The sequence below is a fragment of the Algoriphagus alkaliphilus genome, from assembly GCF_900103735.1.
GTDB lineage: Bacteria > Bacteroidota > Bacteroidia > Cytophagales > Cyclobacteriaceae > Algoriphagus > Algoriphagus alkaliphilus.
The window spans coordinates 149,182-166,696 of record NZ_FMXE01000004.1 but is presented as its reverse complement, the minus strand read 5'-3'; the positions used below and the strand labels follow the sequence as shown (position 1 = coordinate 166,696).

Here is a 17,515-nt window from a genome sequence, read left to right as displayed (position 1 = left end):
CCTTTTCTTATTTAGATTTATTAAAAATAATTTGTTTGGTTCAAACTTGTGCATTTATATTTGTGCGCTAATTATAATTAATCTAGATAAGAATTACTGATGAAGAAGATTTCGCTGATTGTGATGTTTGTTTTGTTGGCCTTGAACACAATGGCGCAGAAGAATTTGTTAAAGGGCAAAATCACTGATAAAAACCAAAATCCATTGACTTTTGCCTCTGTTATTCTGGATGGTACTGTCCGTGGTGTGCAGAGTGACGCGAATGGAAATTATGAGCTGAAAGATTTCCCAAAAGGCGATTACCAGCTTAAAATTTCCCTACTTGGGTATGAAGATTCAGTTTTGCCATTCTCTATCACTGAAGCAGAGACCAAGGTTCTTAATCTCGTCTTGACAGAAGAGCCGCTTTGGCTGGACTCTTTTGAATTGCATTCCAGTAGAGGTATTTTGGGACATGGACATTTGCCTGAGGTGGATGACTATAGGATCAACGCCGGCAAAAAGAATGAGGTGATCAGAATTGCTGAACTCAATGCAAACCTTGCCATGAACAACAGCCGACAGATTTTTGCCAAAACCCCAGGTATTACCATTTGGGAAAGCGACGGTTCCGGTATCCAGCTAGGCGTAGCTTCCAGAGGTTTGAGTCCCAATCGTTCTTGGGAATTCAATGTCAGAATGAACGGCTACGACATTACGCCTGACCCTATGGGTTATCCAGAAGCCTATTTCACTCCTCCGATGGAGGTAGTGGAGCAGATTGAAATCATACGCGGAGCTTCTTCTTTACAGTTTGGGCCTCAATTCGGAGGCTTAATGAACTTTGTCCTGAGAAAGCCGGATAAGTCCACCCGATTTACAGCCGAGACGATCAATACTTTTGGAAGCAATGGCCTATTCAGTTCCTTTAACTATATAGGAGGTACTGAGGGAAAATGGAATTACACTGCCTATTACCAAAAGAGAATCGGAAATGGATGGAGAGAGAACGGGTATTTCAATACAGATCATGCGCACATGGAGGTAAATTACGCTGCGAGCAACCGCCTGAAATTAGGAATGGAAATGACCTACATGACTGCGGAAAGTCAACAGCCGGGAGGCTTGACCGATGCAAAGTTTGGTGAAGATTCACGCCAAAGTACCAGAAACAGAAACTGGTTCAGTACTCCCTGGTTTGTGCCTTCACTTTCTGCTGAATACCTGATTTCATCCAACACTAAACTGAGTTGGAAGGCCTTTGGAACACTTGCTGAGCGAAATAGCGTGGGCTTTATGAGACCGATCAATGTGGAAGATGATTTGGGAAACCGTCAGGTAGACCGAGATTATTACACCACATACGGTTCGGAACTTAGACTGAGTTCTTCATACACGTTTTTTGGAAAAGAGAATACCCTCGTAACCGGACTTCGCTACTTCAACGGGCATATCGACAGAAAACAGCTAGGAGTAGGCACTACAGGATCAAATATGGATTTTTCAGTAGCAGCAGGAGATTACAGAAGAGACTTGGATTTTTCTAATATCAACTTGGCTGCATTTGCCGAAAATATTTTCCGATTCTCAGATAAATTTCTGGTCACTGGCGGTATAAGAATAGAGAATATCAGATCTATTATGGAAGGGAAGTTGAATTTAGTCAGCGGAAGTCCTCAATTGCTGGATCGGATCACCAGAACCCGATCCTTCGCCCTGTTGGGAGTAGGGTCAGAGTATCACGTGACTAAGGGCACAGAGTTTTACGCCAACTTTTCCCAAGCCTACCGTCCGGTGTTGATTTCCGATCTTACTCCTCCGGCCACTACGGATGTGATTGATCCCAGCCTAAAGGATTCAAGAGGGTACAATGTGGATTTTGGTTACCGTGGCACTTTACTTTCCTATTTGCAATTTGACCTCAGCTATTTTCATTTGAATTACAAGGACCGAATAGGTACCATTGCGCAGACCAACTCAGCTGGCAGTATTTATCAGTTCCGAACTAACTTGGGTAATTCTGTAAGTAAGGGATTTGAAGGGTATATTGAAGTTGATCCGATCACAGCCCTGTTTGGTAGCTCCAGAATCGGATACCTTCACTTTTTTGCCTCATTGGCATTTATTGATGCTACCTATGGAGACTTTGAAGTGACCTCGGTAAGTAATGGACAAATCACCACCCGAAATCTGGAAGGCAATCAGGTGGAAAATGCGCCAAGAAAGATCAACCGATATGGAGCCACTTATAATTTGGGCAAATTCTCTATGACCTGGCAAATGAGCGATATCGGCAAAGCTTATTCGGATGCATCCAATACAGAAACTCCAAATGCAGCTGCCACGGTTGGGCTCATTCCAGCCTATCAGGTTCAGGACCTCTCTGCAAGCTGGAATCTGTGGAAGCAGCATTCTTTAAAGGCAGGAGTGAATAACCTTACTAACGAAACTTATTTTACCCGAAGGGCTGGTGGCTATCCCGGGCCAGGCATTATGCCTGCTGATGGGCGTACCTTTTATATGACCTTTGCCTTGAAGTTTTAAATTGAATGTTCAAGAATTTTTGAAGCCACCTTCAATTTTTGGAGGTGGTTTTTTTCAAAAATAGCCGAACAAGTCTTTCCTGATTTAAGTGTATGACCAAAAATCTTGGCTGAAGTTTTTTATTCAGGTTTGGTATATTTTGCAGAGATTCACCATCGTATAACTCCCCTGCTGCTATGAGAACCGCCTTTTTGTTCCTTTCGATGCTCGCCGTTTTTTCTTGTCAGACTTCATCCCCAAAGAAAAGTGAGCAGGAATATATTAAAGGTGTTTATGGCAACCCCAGCACCCTGTTGAAAGCAGGATATTCCTTTGATTCCCTAGGGATGAATGCGGTTTTTGTCCGAAGTGGTTCCCTAAACCGTGAATTTTATGAGACCTCCAAAAGGCAAGGAGTAAAAGTTTTCGTGGAGTTTCCCACCTTGAATGGGAAAGAATATTTAAAGGATCATCCCGATGCCTGGCCTATTAACGAAAAGGGGGAAAAGGCTCCTCCTGCGGATTGGTTTATGGGCATTTGTCCTACTCATCCCGGATTCAGGGAATACCGCGCTGAGCAGCTAAGGGAAATCCTCAAGGAGTATGAGGTGGATGGGATTTTTCTTGATTACGTGCATTGGCATGCCCAGTTTGAGACACCCGAGCCGATTTTACCGGAGACTTGCTTTTGTGATCGCTGTACAGGTGCTTTTGCGGCAGCTATCGAGACGGAAATTCCCGGTGAAAGTATTCCCCATCAGGCCGACTGGATATTGGGAAATGCCGATTCCCAATGGAGAAAATGGAGAGTTGGAGTACTCAACACTTGGGTAGAAGACATGGGTAAAATCCTAAAGTCCCATCAACCCACAGCCAAATTGGGAGTGTTTCATTGTGCTTGGTATCCGACAGATTATGATTCGGCCTTATACAAAACCATGGGTTTGGACCCGTTGGCTTTGGCAGAACGAGCAGATGTTTTGGCACCCATGCTTTTTCATCATATGAAGGGAAGACCCACCTCTTGGGTTGGTGAATACGTAACTTGGTTAGGTCAAACTCTCGGGCAAGAAAGATTGTCCAAAACCCAAATCTGGCCGATTGTGCAATCTCATAACAATCCCGGGATCGTCATTCCTGAGGAATTTCGTCAAGTGATGATCGAGGGTTCAAAAACTCCTTCTTCCGGGATAATGATGTTTTCGGATCAGTCCCTCGTCGAGGACCCCAAGAAAATTCAGGTAATGAAAGAGCTCTACTCCAAAGATAGACCCAGGTAGGTGTCCAAAAGGAATTTATTACGAACACGGTAACCCCAATGTCATTCAGTTTTGACTCCAACGGCCCGGTGCACAATGCAATTCTTCAGGTCTTGGGGCAGGGAAGTACATGCACAAGTAATTTTATTCGGTTCAATATGTGGAATGAAAAAACCTTTGAACTCCATGTGGATTATCAGATGTAGCGGGCCATTGCCTATCGTGGAGTTGGAATAGGCCGGATTGATTTCACCGACCCTTGCTGGGCCGCTGCGTTTTTCTCGTCTTCTACAAACATTAAATCCGGACACTTAGCTTGTCGCGCAGTGATCAAAATATAAGTTGGCTGTGGAGTCATTGCAGATCTACTCATCATGTTTTTAGGGATTTGTTTATATAAAAACTCCAAAAAGATTTATAAAATGTAAGTAGGTTTAAAGAATTGATCCAATTCCAACTTACCCAAAGATAGCCATGAAGAATTTTGTATTCTGTTTTCTGATTTTTGGAGCTTTAGGCTTATTCTCTTCATGTTCGCCTCAGATTGAAAAGAAGAGTGATCAACGTCCCAACATCATTTTTATCATGTCAGATGATCATGCGTATCAGGCGATTTCGGCCTACAGCAACCACCTCATAGAGACTCCCAATATCGATCGAATCGCAAAAATGGGCATGCTGTTCACCAATGCCAGTGTGACCAATTCAATCTGTGCGCCGTCAAGAGCTACAATTTTGACGGGAAAACATTCCCATTTGAATGGCAAAGTGGATAACCATTTTCCTTTTGACACCACCAATATCACTTTTCCCCAAATCCTTCAAAATGCCGGATACCAGACGGCGATGTTTGGCAAACTGCACTTTGGCAACAATCCCATGGGCTTTGATCAGTTCAAAATTTTACCGGGACAAGGCTCATATTACAATCCTGACTTTATCACCAAACATGAAGGCAATATCACAGTGGAAGGCTATGTAACTGATATCGTCACGGACATGACCTTGGATTGGCTTGAAAAGGAGCGAAAAGCCGATCAGCCATTTTTACTGATGTATTTGCATAAGGCACCACACCGGGAGTGGCTTCCGGCAGAACGGCATTTACAGGAATTTACAGCTAGGACTTTCCCCGAACCTGCCACGCTTTTTGATGATTATTCGGGCAGGGGAAGGGCTGCCAAAGAAGCTGAAATGAACCTGTTGAAGCACATGAACTGGGCGGGCGACTCCAAGCTTTATCCCCAGGTGATGGATGAAATGGGAATTCCTGATGCTTCTGGCGGGGATAAAGCTGCTTTTGAGCGGGAAGTGGGCAGACTCAATCCTTCGCAGCGGGCCAATTGGGATAAGGCCTACATGAAAGTCAACGAAGACTTCAAAAAGTCCTATCCAACCATGACCGAAAAGGAAAAAATGCAGTGGCGATATCAGCGCTACATGCAGGATTATCTGGGAACAATCAGGTCAGTAGATGAAAATGTCGGTCGGGTCTTGGATTATCTCGAGGCGAATGGACTGATGGAAAACACGATCATTGTCTATACCTCTGACCAAGGATTTTACCTGGGTGAACACGGCTGGTTTGACAAGCGGTTTATCTACAATGAGTCGTTCAAAACCCCGCTTTTGGTTTCTTGGCCAGTGAAAATTAAGGCTGGAACTAAGTCAGATGAGATGGTTCAAAACTTGGATTTTGCGCAAACTTTTCTGGAGGCTGCGGGGATTCAGGTGCCCGCTGATATGCAGGGGGAGAGTATGATTCCCCTGCTGACAGGGCAAAAAAAGAACTGGATCCGAGACGCGGTGTATTATCACTATTATGAATATCCATCGGTACACATGGTCAAGCGTCATTATGCCATTGTGACCAAAAAATTCAAGCTGGTTCATTATTATTTTGATACGGACGAGTGGGAGTTGATAGACCGGCTAAATGACCCGAGTGAAATGAAAAATGTGTATGATGATCCTGCTTATGCTGAAATCAAAAGGGATCTGCATGATCAATTGGATAAACTTCGGGTAAAATATGGGGACAGTTCCGAGCTCAGCCAGCACTATATTGATACCTATTTAGACTATGTCTCCAAGAATAAAGCTTTTAATGCAAATCAGAAAACCGTGAAAGAGATCTTGGAAAAATCCGGACGGAGGATGGAATATAAGCTTGATTAAGCGTGTAGCCTTAGCTGTAATGGGATCTGCTTAGCTAGCTTTTTCGAGCTTTAGCTTTTACAAATAAAAGAGTTTGTTTTGTTGATTTCAGGGTAGAAAATCAGTCTGGGAGTTGGGTTTTAAACCACATTTGCCAGTCTGGTTTCTCCTTTAATCACTTCTACAGCTAAATGCTTGAGACTTTTGGAGGTGAGCATTACTTCGAGTTCCTTTCGGACTCTGACTACTTCAAAATGCAAAGGACAAGGGTTTTTCTCGGAACATTTTGGGAGGCCCAGACTGCAACCGGAAAAAAGGGAGTCTCCGTCAACAGCTTTGACGATGTCTATTAGCGTGACTTTGGCATGGCTTTCATCCACAAAAAATCCTCCGTTAGGTCCTTTTACGGATCCTATCAACTTCGCTTTAACCAAAGTTTGGAGGATTTTGGCAGTAAAAGCTTCCGGAGTATCTATTTTTCTGCCTATTTCTTTGGCTCCGACTTTTCTGTCTTCCAGACTTTGAGTCCAAATATATATAACCGCCTTGGTGGCGTATTTAGTGGCTTGCGAAAACATGTAAGGTGATATTTGCTAAAATTAATTTGAATTCCTCAATAAAACAGAAAAGCCGGATCTAAGTTCAACCCGGCCTTAATGAATAAGAAAACCACAACCTATTTTTTTTACTTTGGCAATAACACTTGATCGATTACATGGATGATTCCATTGGAAGCCGAAACTGTTCCGATGATTTTTGCACCATTGATAGATATTGATCCGTCTGCTGCTTTTGTTACTGTAACTGACCTTCCATCAGCCGTTCCCAGATTTCTGCCATTCGCAAAATCCTCCACCTTGTAGACTCCTAAGAGTACATGATATTCCAGAATATCCCGCAAAGTGCGCTGATTTTCAGGTTTTACGAGGTCGTCCAAAGTTCCGGCAGGAAGCGCATCAAAGGCTGCATTGGTCGGAGCAAAAACTGTAAACGGCCCCACATTGGAAAGAGCATCCACATAGTTGGCAGCCTTTAGTGCAGCCACCAAGGTGCTGTGATCTGCGGATCCCACAGCCACTTGTACCACGTTTGGATTGGAAACATTATCTACAACAGCGGACTGCCCAGGGTTCAGTGCCGCAGCTCCAGTATTCTGGGTTTGATTTTCAGAGGATGAACTTCCGCAGGAAAATCCTGCGAAAGCCAAACCAAGCATCAGGGGATAAAACAACTTTTTCATGATTCTGTGGAATAAAGGGTTATAGTGGATCTTTTTGTCCGAAATTTAAACTTTCACTTTTTTAGCCTACTATTTTGCTTGATCAAATGTATTTAATCAAATAATAAAAGACAAATAAATCCCTTATTATTTTTTATCTTGTCTTAAGTTTGATTTTTATGAAAACAAAATACACAGATAACTATCTAATTGGGTAATTCAACTAATGTACAATAGGGGTATTCGAATTTTAAAGATCAAAAGCTTCAAATAAGGTTGACGGTTTATGAGTACTCAAATTATCCATTACAAGCGTTATTTTTTGGGCATCCTTAAACCAGTCGTCGGCTATTTGTTGGTAAACTTAGCCCAATCTTTTTTTATTTTCCGATCTGTAACCTCGACATTTCTTTTGCCTGTTAATGGTTCTGATGCCAAAAATGTGTTGGCTACCCCCCAGAGCTCGTATTCAAAGTCCCCCTTGGTTTCCTGACCGGGCTTCATCTATATCGGCAGTCTGGTTTCTTTAATCAGCTGTTTGGGTGACTCATCCATGCATATTGTTGGTACAATCCCATCTGCTTTGCGATAATATACTCTGGTGGTAGGCCTGTTTTCCAATGCGGCATCATTGCCTAACTTCTACAAACTTCTTTTTCAACAGATCGAGCGTCCTTTCACCGGTTTAAAGAATTCTGGCTAATTTTTCATTCTTTATTTTATCTGAAAATGCACCTTCATCACAATTGAGTAATATCAATTCATGAATTACTTTTTTTGAAGTTTGTGTCCCTCCTTCAGTGAAGGACTGCAGTTCTTATCTTTCCTTTTGGGATAAGGTAACCTAGTACTTTGCCATAGTTTTTTTATAGAGCTACAAAAAACCATTTAACCGTCAAAGTATTTATGACATGACACGAGTATTTCAAATAAAAATTTGAAATACTCTTTCTTTTAGGGAATGGAGTAAAATCAGAAAACCAAAGAATTAGTATTCTCTTTTTAATAAAGGATAAAATAATCCTTTTTTCATGAGATTTTTCAATTAAGAACATGACGATTGTCAGTTTTATTGGTTTTAAGTTGGACTATATTGGAGTTGCGTTGTAATCGTTGAATTCAATTTAAATCCTGAGAATATGGATCAGAACCTTGTAAAAAAAAACCAAAATACAGAACGGAAAAAGCTCTTTCATTATTTAAGACAAAAAAATCTTAAAATTGGTTTTGTTGTACTCTTTTTGTTGCCAAGTTTGACATTTGGCCAAGATGGAGCCACAATTTTTAAAAGTGACTGCTCTGCTTGCCATAAGCTAGGGATGAAATTGGTCGGGCCTGATTTGAAGCAGGTGACCACCCGAAGGTCAGAAGAGTGGTTTAAACAATTTGTAAAAAGTTCCCGGGCTTTTATCAATTCGGGAAATCCTGATGCTCAGGCAATTTTTCAGGAATTCAACCAGTTGGTCATGCCGGACAACCCTCACTTGAGCGATGCTGATCTGAGTGCATTGTACGCTTATTTGGCCGGTGAGGCTGCTTCAGGAACCGCAGCTTCAACTCTTCCTGCTCCAGCATTGGTTATTAATTACTCACACCAGGAGGTAAAAATGGGAAGAGCCTTGTTTTCGGGATCTGATTCATTTGAAAATGGAGGCACTTCCTGCATTTCATGCCATCATGCCAACAATAAGGATGTGGCAGCCGGTGGACTGCTGGCCAAAGATCTCACGGAGGTTTATACTCGACTTGGTGACGACGCCATTCGAAGCATCGTCAATTTCCCTCCCTATCCTGTTATGTCCGAGGCTTATAAATCACACAAACTGACAGATAAAGAAGTGGTTTTCTTGACAGCATTTCTTCAGGATGTAGATTCAAAATCATCCAATCAAGCCTTGGTAAGCGCTGATTTTGTATTCTTCAAATGGGGACTTGGCGGATTTGCTTTAATCATTTTCTTAGTAGGATTGATTTGGAAAAAGAGAAAGCCTTCCTCTGTAAAGTCAAAAATATTTAAACGTCAATTAACATCCATTTAACCCTAAATACTCCCAAAATGAGCTGGATAGAAGATATCATCTCCCCCAAAACCCGGAAATGGGAGGAATTTTACCGAAACAGATGGCAATATGACAAGGTCGTACGAAGTACCCACGGAGTGAACTGTACGGGCGGCTGTAGCTGGAATATTCACGTTAAGGACGGCATCGTCGTCTGGGAAATGCAGGCTTTGGATTACCCTCTTTTGGAAAACGGATTACCTCCTTACGAGCCTCGGGGTTGTCAACGTGGCATTTCTTATTCCTGGTACTTATACAGCCCTATTCGGGTCAAATTCCCCTTGATGCGGGGGGCATTGCTGGATTTATACAAAGCCGAAAAATCCAAAACCGGGGATCCTTATCAGGCCTGGGCCAATATCCAAAACGATCCGGAAAAGCGGGCTAGATACCAACGGGCAAGGGGCAAAGGCGGCTTCCGGAGGGTTCAATGGGATGAGGTCTTGGAGCTGATTGCCGCCTCCAATCTCTACACAGTCAAAACCTATGGCCCTGACCGTCTGATCGGCTTTTCCCCGATTCCGGCCATGTCCATGATGAGTTACGCTTCCGGTGCACGATACCTGCAGTTGATGGGCGGGGTTAATTTGAGCTTTTATGATTGGTACTGTGACCTGCCCAATGCGTTTCCTGAAATCTGGGGCGAGCAGACCGATGTCTGCGAAAGTGCCGACTGGTACAATTCCAAGTTTTGCGTGTCCATGGGTGCCAACCTGGGTATGACCCGGACACCTGATATCCACTTTTTCTCCGAATCCAGACACAATGGCACCAAGACAGTGGTGATGTCCCCGGATTTCAGTATGGTCGCCAAACATGCAGACCAGTGGATTCCCTGTCATGCAGGTTCGGATGGGGCATTTTGGATGGCGGTCACACATATCATCCTCAAAGAATGGCACCACCAAAAGCAGACTCCTTATTTCCTCGAGTACACCAAACGCTACACCGATGCTACTTTTCTCGTAGAGTTAAATCCAAAAGACAATTATTTTGAAGCAGGGAAAGTCCTTCGCGCCAACCATATTCCCAAGTATCAGGATGTGGAGCACGGGGATTGGAAGTTTTTGTGTATTGATGCAGAAAGTGAGGACCTAAAATCACCAAAAGGTACAGTAGGCTATCGTTGGGGAAAGGAAAAAGGAAAATGGAACCTCAAGTATGAGGATGGGGAGACCAATGAACAATATGATCCGCTCCTGACACTTTTAGGAAAACAGGATGATGTATTGATGGTGGATTTTCCGGAGTATGGTTTAAGCAAGCATAGCAAACGTGGTGTTCCTGTCCGCTACATCGATACGGTTGATGGAAGAAAAGTTCCGGTGACTACCATTTACGACCTCATGATGGGACATTACGGGGTAGGGCGTGGACTTGAAGGGAGCTATCCGGAGGATTATGACAACAAAGAGGAAGCCTATACTCCAGCTTGGCAAGAGATATTCACTGGAATAGGACGGAAAACAGTGATTAAATTTGCCGAAGAATGGGCAAGTACTGCTGAAGCCACTAATGGAAAATGTATGGTGATTGTAGGTGCTGCGATCAATCACTGGTTCCACGGCAACCTCATGTACCGTGCCTCCATCATGACACAAATGCTCACCGGGTGCAATGGCGTCAATGGCGGTGGCATGAACCACTATGTGGGGCAGGAAAAACTGGCACCGGCCGAAAGCTGGGGGGCCATCATGGGTGCCAAAGATTGGCAAGGGGCCAACCGGCTTCAGCAAGCACCCATTTGGCACTATATCAATTCAGACCAATGGCGCTATGATGGCAATCAGGCCACCTACAATTCCATTCCTGAGGGAGAAAACCCTCTCGGCAACATGCACTCCGCAGATTGGGTGGTAATGTCGGTGAGAAACGGTTGGATGCCCTTCTATCCCCAATACAACAAGCACAATTTTGCAATCGTCGAAGAGGCCAGAAAAGCCGGGGCAGACACGGATGAAAAGGTATTCGCGCATGTGGTAGAAAAGCTCAAATCCAAAGAATTGCTTCACTCTGTGGTAGATCCTGATGATCCGGTCAACTTCCCCAGGGTATGGTTTATCTGGAGGGGCAATGCCCTGATGTCTTCAGCCAAAGGACATGAATACATGCTCAACCATTATTTGGGTACCCATCACAATGACATTGCCGATGAAGTGGCAGAAGAGTTTGTCAAAGACATTGTATACAGAGAATCTGCCCCTTCCGGGAAAATGGACCTGGTGATAGACATCAATTTCCGGATGGATACTTCTGCACTCTATTCGGACATTGTCCTTCCTACAGCCTCTTGGTATGAAAAGGCCGATCTGAACAGTACGGATCTGCACTCATTTATCCATCCGCTTTCAGAAGCTATTCCTCCGGTCTGGGAGTCTAAGACCGACTGGCAGATTTTCCAGGCAATTGCAAAAAAGGTCTCAGAATTGGCCGAAAAATACATCCCGGAACCCAAAACCGATCTGGTGAACCTGCCGCTTTCTCACGATACGGTGGATGAGATTTCCCAGACCAAACTTCAGGATTGGTCCAAAGGAGAATGCGAACCCATCCCAGGCAAGACCATGCACAAAATGGCTTTGGTGGAACGGGATTACACACGCATTTATCAAAAGTACATTACCCTTGGCCCCAACATTGCCAAAAAAGGACTTGGAGCCCATGGCAACCATTATATGTGCGAGGATGTCTATGCCGAAATGGTCAATGCCCCTAGAAATACTCTTCAGGAAAACGGCACCACCTATCCTTCCATCAAAGAAGATGTGGAAGCAGCCAATGCGGTATTGAAGCTCTCTACCCTGACCAACGGCAAGCTGAACTACCGTGCCTACAAAAACATGGAGGAAAAAACCGGACTGATATTGGCGGACCTTGGAGAAGGAAGCAAGGATGTTCTTTTAGATTACAAAGCTCTTCAGGCCCAGCCCCGAAGGTACAACACTTCCCCGGTTTGGTCCGGACTGATGAACGATGGCAGGGCTTATGCGGCCTACACTTATAACGTAGACAGGTTAGTTCCTTGGCGCACCTTGACCGGAAGGCAGCACTTCTACCTCGATCACGATGGCTATATCGCCTTTGGGGAGCATTTGCCTACATATAAGCCATCCCCCTTGCCTGAGGTATATGGAGACTTAAGAAAGACGGTCAATGATGGCAAAGCCAAGATGCTCAATTGTCTCACCCCACATGGAAAATGGCATATACACTCCACCTATGGGGATACGCTAAGGATGCTGACATTATCCCGTGGGATGGAACCCTGCTGGATCAATGAACAAGATGCCGCAGAACTGGGCATCAAGGACAACGATTGGGTAGAATGCTACAACGACCATGGAGTCTATTGTACCCGTGCCTGCGTCAGTGCAAGAATTCCGAAGGGAGTTTGTATTGTGTACCACTCTCCGGAGCGGACTTATTCTGTGCCCAAATCACAAGTGAGAGGCAACAGGAGGGCCGGTGGACACAACAGCTTCACCCGAGTCCATTTGAAGCCTAACCTGATGGTCGGCGGTTATGGCCAATTCACCTACCACTTCAATTACTGGGGGCCTGTAGGGGTAAACAGGGACACCCATTTACTGGTCAGGAAAATGGACAAGGTAGTATTCTAATCAATCGTTAACCCAAAGTATCTCAGACATGAATATCAGATCGCAAATATCAATGGTCTTCCACCTCGACAAATGTATTGGGTGCCATACCTGCTCGATTGCCTGTAAAAACATCTGGACCGACAGAAAAGGAGCCGAATACATGTGGTGGAACAATGTGGAAACCAAGCCCGGCACCGGATATCCTACCAAATGGGAAGATCAGGACATCTACAAAGGAGGCTGGGAGAAAAACGGAAACTCTGTTTCCCTCAAGGGAGCTGGAAAACTTCGTGGTCTCAAAAACATTTTCCACAATCCCCACCTGCCCATTTTGGAAGATTACTACGAGCCTTGGACATACAAGTACGAGGATCTTTTCAATGCTCCCGAGGGAGACGATCAGCCCACTGCAAGGCCGGTTTCGCTTGTGACAGGAGAGCCCATCGATATCAAAGCCGGACCCAACTGGGACGATGATCTGGGCGGTTCGCCTGACTATGCCCGGAATGACGTCAATTTCAAAGACCTCAGTGCCGCCGAGCAGGAAAGTCTTTTCCAGTTGGAACGGATGACATTCCACTATTTACCCCGGATTTGTAACCATTGTCTGAATCCGGCTTGTGTGGGTTCTTGTCCCTCAGGAGCCATTTATAAAAGAGGCGAAGATGGCGTGGTCCTGATCAATCAGGAAAGATGCCGGGCTTGGAGAATGTGCGTAACAGCCTGTCCTTATAAAAAAAGTTATTACAACTGGAGTACAGGCAAATCCGAAAAATGCATCCTCTGCTATCCCCGATTGGAATCCGGACAGGCCCCTGCCTGTATGCATTCCTGTGTAGGAAGAATCCGGTACTTGGGGGTCATGCTCTACGATGCGGATAAGATAGTGCAAGTCGCTTCCTGTGATGAAGATCAGCTGGTGGATGCCCAATTGGATATCTATCTGGATCCCTATGATCCTGAAGTGATCCGACAGGCCAAGGAAAACGGTATTGCAGATTCCACGATCAAGGCTGCTCAGGATTCTCCGGTGTATAAGTTTGTGAAGGTCTGGAAAATCGCGCTTCCCCTACACCCTGAGTTCAGAACTCTCCCCAATTTATTCTATGTGCCACCCATGTTGCCAGCCATGGCAAGTGTAGATGCGGATGGCATCTATGATTCCACCACTGAATCCCTGTGGGCAGGAATTGAGAAGTCCCGCTTACCCATGAAATACCTCGCAAATCTATTTACAGCAGGAAATGAGGAAAAAGTAAAGCAGGTACTCAAGAAATTACTTGGGGTCAAAATCTACCGAAGAGACGTAACCGTCGGTGACCTGTCGCAGGAAGAAGTTACAGGAGCCATGTCGGCAGTCAATATGAGTGGGGAGGAGGCAGAAGCCATTTACAGATTGACTTCTCTGGCAACCTTTGAGGAACGCTTTGTGATTCCTCCGGCACATCGGGAGGAATCCATAGAGATGATCGAGGCTACTGCCGATACCAAAGGAGAGACAGGATTCGGCTTCAAATTTAAGCCGGTCAGAGGACTTTAACACAAAAGCATGACTACCCAAGATCAATTATTCCCCTTATTTGCTCCGCTTCTGGAATATCCTACTGCCCAACTAGCAAATCAAATCAAACATTGCATGGAGGTGATCAATGCTGAATATCCTCAAGTTACGACTAGTTTATTTCCATTTGGTGATTTCGTTAACCAAAGTAAACTTGAGCAAGTGGAAGAGCTATACACCAAAACCTTTCACATTCAGGCTATCTGTTTTTTGGATTTGGGCTATGTGATTTTTGGTGAAGACTATAAGAGAGGAGAGTTTTTAGCCCATATGAAACGAGAACAGCGGGAAGCTGGGAATGACTGTGGTACCGAACTTCCTGATAATTTACCGAAAATACTTAGACTTTTACCCCTGCTGAAAGAACAAGACCTTAAGGAGGAACTGATCACAATGATCTTGATTCCGGGGTTAAAAAAAATGTTAAATGAGTTTGATTCGGCAAAAATGAAGCGCAGGGAGGAAGCTATCCTGCAGAAACACAAAGCATTGTTGATGGTAGGCCAATTGGGAGGGAACATTTACCAGCATGTACTCTCCAGCTTGCTGGAGCTGATGGAATTCATGTATAAAGAAGCGTTGGTAGATTTACCTGTTATTAAACCTCCTATAATAAATCCCTTTCTCAACTCCTGTGGAGGACCTCCCGGGTATGGTCATCAAAATTTTACTTCACCCAAACAAAAATCCGATAGGTTATGAAAAAAATATTTGAATCTATGACACAAGCAGAATCACTGCTGGGACTGGCTGTAGGAATTTTGTCAGTTATTCTTTTGCTTTTTGTAGTTTATGCTTTTTTCCTCTCGGGTATATTAGTTAAAAAAAGGCTGGATACAGCCTCTCATAAAAGAGTACTGATGGTAGGGTATTTCATTGGATTTGCTGTCCTGAGTGGGCTGATTATCACAGGCATGGCCTTTGGTTTCCAAAATTCCGGGACAGTCTTCAATACCTTTTTCTTTACCGCATTTCCCTATTTGTGCTTAGGAGTATTCTTGATCGGATCCATTTATCGATATCGGCAAAACGGCTTTCAGGTTTCTTCGCTTTCTTCCCAGTTTTTGGAAGGGAAATGCCTTTTTTGGGGATCACAGCTTTTCCATTGGGGAATTCTGTTCCTTTTCTTTGGGCATTTGGTGGCGTTTCTTTTTCCCAGATCTGTGATTTTATGGAATGGGGAACCGGTTCGGTTGGTGATTCTCGAAGCCACTGCATTTTCATTTGCACTTTCAGCATTGGCAGGGTTGATTCTATTTATTTACCGGAGATTCACTACGGATCGAATCATGATGGTTTCTTCCAAGATGGATTTAGTTGTTTACGTAATTCTTTTGGTTCAGATCATTTCAGGCATTGGAGTGGCCTATTTTGATCGGTGGGGATCCTCCTGGTTTGCCAGTTCACTCACACCCTATTTATGGTCAGTATTTGCCTTTTCTCCTAAAACTGAAATAGCAGCAAATATGCCCATATTAGTCAAATTGCATATTGCATCTGCCTTTTTTATCGTGGCAATCATTCCGTTTACCAGATTTATGCACTTCCTCGTTGCTCCTTTGGACTATATTTGGAGAAGCTATCAATTGGTTTATTGGAATTATAACAACCGAATGATCCGAAAATCCAAGAATTATTTTCCCGGAAAAAAGCCAGCAAACAATTGAGTAGTTGCTTTTAACCTCAGGCTGGGAGTTCAAATTTCGACTCCCAGCTTCTTTTGGTTTTTTGATTTTCCAGGATGACGGTAAAGAACTTAATATCCCCCTCTTTTTCAATTCTTCTGCTGATGACTTTACTGATTTCCCCAGCACCATTGTCCCCCGATTGCACCTGATCTCCGACACGCATCAGAAAGGGAAAATAAATACTCAGTTTCTCATCCTCCGACTCAACCAGTTCGAGTCCGGTTTCGAAGAGGAGTTCCTCCAACTTTTCCCTGAAAAAATCATCCCCCATTTCTTCCTTTCCTTTTTGATCCAATGTGTCAATCCATTCATAGAATTTATCAAAAGTCTTTTTCCTTAGTACTTGATGAATTTCCATGGGAAAAGGGCACCTCACTTGATCGTGATCCGAAAGCCAATGCCTGAAAGTCTCCTGGACAAGGGCGGATGAACTCAGTTTATTTTTTTCTGGTTGGGGATTCATTGCTTTTTGAATACAATGGGTAAAGTTTACTTTGGATATACGCTATTCTGCCAGTAGGCGAATTTTCCATAGGTTAGGGGCTGGAAGACCGAAGACCGAAGAGGGGCTGAAAATTAGAATTTAGGCCAATTTCCAATAATCGCTTTGATCTACCGGCAAAGAAGCGGATAATCATAAAGTTTAATTTTTTTTTTCCAGGATTTACAAGCAAATCTCAGCCCGAGACCTGATTTTCGACAGGGAATTTGGATAAAAAATAGACCAATTTGGCGTAAAATAATCATTTATGAGAACCATTGATCCTAAGACCGGAAAGCGCTTAGTGGAGACAGACCCGGAAACCATCAAGAGTATGAAAAAGAACGATCCTGTCCGAAAAATGGGAGACAAGGATTTTGAACATATCGAAAACTCGCCTATGGATCCTCCGGAGGCTTACCGGCTGGCGTCCCCTGATTTTGACCTTTCTGAGCATGCCATTTTGCAGCTTTTCCGAGCAGAACATCAAATTGCCTTGCAGGAAATCCAACTGTTTGAGTTAGCCATCAGGAATTTCAAGGAGTTGGGATATCATTTTGACAAAGAGATCAATCAGGCATTCGGGAAGTTTTTTGAGTTTTTTGACAACAAAATATTGCTCCATAATCTCAAGGAAGAAAAAAGTATATTTCCGGCTTTACACAAAAAACTGATTGAGACAGGTGAACATAGTCACAGCAATCCTCCAAGGACCGGAATAGATCTTTTGGAAGATGATCATGTCAAATTTATCCAATTGGGAGCCTTAGTGTTCAATCTTCTTGGATTGGGAACCCGCATCCCGGATCCCAGCTCTCGTATGATTGTTTTTGAGCAAGCTTTTTCCAGTGGTTGGGAATTGATCGAATTGCTCCGATTGCACATATTTCGGGAGGATAATCATATTTTCCCACAGGCCGCAAAACTTTTATCTTCCAAGGAATTAGACTTCCATTTTTCTGAGCTTGGAAAACTACCCATATAAT

14 protein-coding genes are annotated in these 17,515 nt (G+C 43.8%); 10 read left to right on the top strand and 4 right to left on the bottom strand.

Annotated features, from left to right (window positions below; all coding sequences use genetic code 11):
* The first annotated feature begins 99 nt into the window (after nucleotides 1–99).
* The 3 genes from BLQ81_RS03295 (at nucleotide 100) to BLQ81_RS22195 (ending at nucleotide 3,967) form a co-directional block, all read left to right on the top strand.
* On the top strand, nucleotides 100–2,523 hold the full coding sequence (locus BLQ81_RS03295) for a TonB-dependent receptor (RefSeq protein WP_092728523.1): 2,424 nt from the start codon (nucleotides 100–102) through the stop codon (nucleotides 2,521–2,523).
* Between the two features lie 176 nt (nucleotides 2,524–2,699).
* Nucleotides 2,700–3,782, top strand: a complete 1,083-nt coding sequence (locus BLQ81_RS03290; RefSeq protein WP_092728522.1) for a family 10 glycosylhydrolase — start codon at nucleotides 2,700–2,702, stop codon at nucleotides 3,780–3,782.
* A 38-nt stretch (nucleotides 3,783–3,820) separates the two neighbouring features.
* Nucleotides 3,821–3,967 carry a hypothetical protein gene (locus BLQ81_RS22195; protein WP_175454164.1) on the top strand — a complete coding sequence of 49 codons (147 nt, stop codon included), beginning with the start codon at nucleotides 3,821–3,823 and terminating at the stop codon, nucleotides 3,965–3,967.
* Between the two features lie 11 nt (nucleotides 3,968–3,978).
* Here BLQ81_RS22195 and BLQ81_RS22190 read toward each other — a convergent pair whose 3' ends face one another.
* A complete protein-coding gene (locus BLQ81_RS22190; RefSeq protein WP_175454163.1) occupies nucleotides 3,979–4,134 on the bottom strand; it encodes a hypothetical protein in 156 nt (51 codons plus the stop codon).
* Nucleotides 4,135–4,235: 101 nt separating this feature from the next.
* Here BLQ81_RS22190 and BLQ81_RS03285 point away from each other — a divergent pair, with 101 nt between their 5' ends.
* Nucleotides 4,236–5,939, top strand: coding sequence for a sulfatase family protein (locus BLQ81_RS03285; RefSeq protein ID WP_092728521.1), 1,704 nt, complete (start codon nucleotides 4,236–4,238; stop codon nucleotides 5,937–5,939).
* A 119-nt stretch (nucleotides 5,940–6,058) separates the two neighbouring features.
* Here the strand turns inward: BLQ81_RS03285 and BLQ81_RS03280 are convergent, their stop codons facing one another.
* Nucleotides 6,059–6,496 carry an RrF2 family transcriptional regulator gene (locus tag BLQ81_RS03280; RefSeq protein WP_092728520.1) on the bottom strand — a complete coding sequence of 146 codons (438 nt, stop codon included), beginning with the start codon at nucleotides 6,494–6,496 and terminating at the stop codon, nucleotides 6,059–6,061.
* Between the two features lie 107 nt (nucleotides 6,497–6,603).
* Nucleotides 6,604–7,158: a fasciclin domain-containing protein gene (locus BLQ81_RS03275; RefSeq protein ID WP_092728519.1), complete on the bottom strand. Its 555-nt coding sequence runs from the start codon at nucleotides 7,156–7,158 to the stop codon at nucleotides 6,604–6,606.
* 1,118 nt (nucleotides 7,159–8,276) lie between these two features.
* Between BLQ81_RS03275 and BLQ81_RS03270 the strand changes: the two genes are divergently transcribed.
* The 5 genes from BLQ81_RS03270 to narI are packed head-to-tail and all read left to right on the top strand — an operon-like array spanning nucleotide 8,277 to nucleotide 16,027.
* Complete coding sequence (locus BLQ81_RS03270) at nucleotides 8,277–9,176, top strand: cytochrome c (RefSeq protein ID WP_092728518.1); 900 nt, start codon at nucleotides 8,277–8,279, stop codon at nucleotides 9,174–9,176.
* 17 nt (nucleotides 9,177–9,193) lie between these two features.
* Nucleotides 9,194–12,817, top strand: a complete 3,624-nt coding sequence (locus BLQ81_RS03265) for a nitrate reductase subunit alpha (RefSeq protein WP_092728517.1) — start codon at nucleotides 9,194–9,196, stop codon at nucleotides 12,815–12,817.
* A 28-nt stretch (nucleotides 12,818–12,845) separates the two neighbouring features.
* Nucleotides 12,846–14,339: a nitrate reductase subunit beta gene (gene narH / locus BLQ81_RS03260; protein WP_092728516.1), complete on the top strand. Its 1,494-nt coding sequence runs from the start codon at nucleotides 12,846–12,848 to the stop codon at nucleotides 14,337–14,339.
* A gap of 9 nt (nucleotides 14,340–14,348) precedes the next feature.
* Entirely contained in the window at nucleotides 14,349–15,062 is a 714-nt protein-coding gene (locus tag BLQ81_RS03255; protein WP_092728515.1) for a hypothetical protein, read from the top strand.
* Nucleotides 15,059–16,027, top strand: a complete 969-nt coding sequence (gene narI, locus BLQ81_RS03250; protein ID WP_092728514.1) for a respiratory nitrate reductase subunit gamma — start codon at nucleotides 15,059–15,061, stop codon at nucleotides 16,025–16,027. Before BLQ81_RS03255 ends, narI begins: the two co-directional genes overlap by 4 nt.
* A gap of 16 nt (nucleotides 16,028–16,043) precedes the next feature.
* Here the strand turns inward: narI and BLQ81_RS03245 are convergent, their stop codons facing one another.
* The gene (locus tag BLQ81_RS03245; protein ID WP_092728513.1) at nucleotides 16,044–16,511 is read right to left on the bottom strand and encodes a hypothetical protein; all 468 of its coding nucleotides are present in this window, start codon (nucleotides 16,509–16,511) and stop codon (nucleotides 16,044–16,046) included.
* Between the two features lie 286 nt (nucleotides 16,512–16,797).
* Here BLQ81_RS03245 and BLQ81_RS03240 point away from each other — a divergent pair, with 286 nt between their 5' ends.
* Nucleotides 16,798–17,514: a hemerythrin domain-containing protein gene (locus tag BLQ81_RS03240; protein WP_092728512.1), complete on the top strand. Its 717-nt coding sequence runs from the start codon at nucleotides 16,798–16,800 to the stop codon at nucleotides 17,512–17,514.
* The last annotated feature ends 1 nt before the right edge of the window (nucleotide 17,515 follow it).

Excerpts from the sequence above, each read along its gene's own strand:
- BLQ81_RS03295 (WP_092728523.1), top strand. The coding sequence starts at position 100 with ATGAAGAAGATTTCGCTGATTGTGATGTTTGTTTTGTTGGCCTTGAAC.
- BLQ81_RS03290 (WP_092728522.1), top strand. The coding sequence starts at position 2,700 with ATGAGAACCGCCTTTTTGTTCCTTTCGATGCTCGCCGTTTTTTCTTGT.
- BLQ81_RS22195 (WP_175454164.1), top strand. The coding sequence starts at position 3,821 with ATGTCATTCAGTTTTGACTCCAACGGCCCGGTGCACAATGCAATTCTT.
- BLQ81_RS22190 (WP_175454163.1), bottom strand. The coding sequence starts at position 4,134 with ATGAGTAGATCTGCAATGACTCCACAGCCAACTTATATTTTGATCACT.
- BLQ81_RS03285 (WP_092728521.1), top strand. The coding sequence starts at position 4,236 with ATGAAGAATTTTGTATTCTGTTTTCTGATTTTTGGAGCTTTAGGCTTA.
- BLQ81_RS03280 (WP_092728520.1), bottom strand. The coding sequence starts at position 6,496 with ATGTTTTCGCAAGCCACTAAATACGCCACCAAGGCGGTTATATATATT.
- BLQ81_RS03275 (WP_092728519.1), bottom strand. The coding sequence starts at position 7,158 with ATGAAAAAGTTGTTTTATCCCCTGATGCTTGGTTTGGCTTTCGCAGGA.
- BLQ81_RS03270 (WP_092728518.1), top strand. The coding sequence starts at position 8,277 with ATGGATCAGAACCTTGTAAAAAAAAACCAAAATACAGAACGGAAAAAG.
- BLQ81_RS03265 (WP_092728517.1), top strand. The coding sequence starts at position 9,194 with ATGAGCTGGATAGAAGATATCATCTCCCCCAAAACCCGGAAATGGGAG.
- narH (WP_092728516.1), top strand. The coding sequence starts at position 12,846 with ATGAATATCAGATCGCAAATATCAATGGTCTTCCACCTCGACAAATGT.
- BLQ81_RS03255 (WP_092728515.1), top strand. The coding sequence starts at position 14,349 with ATGACTACCCAAGATCAATTATTCCCCTTATTTGCTCCGCTTCTGGAA.
- narI (WP_092728514.1), top strand. The coding sequence starts at position 15,059 with ATGAAAAAAATATTTGAATCTATGACACAAGCAGAATCACTGCTGGGA.
- BLQ81_RS03245 (WP_092728513.1), bottom strand. The coding sequence starts at position 16,511 with ATGAATCCCCAACCAGAAAAAAATAAACTGAGTTCATCCGCCCTTGTC.
- BLQ81_RS03240 (WP_092728512.1), top strand. The coding sequence starts at position 16,798 with ATGAGAACCATTGATCCTAAGACCGGAAAGCGCTTAGTGGAGACAGAC.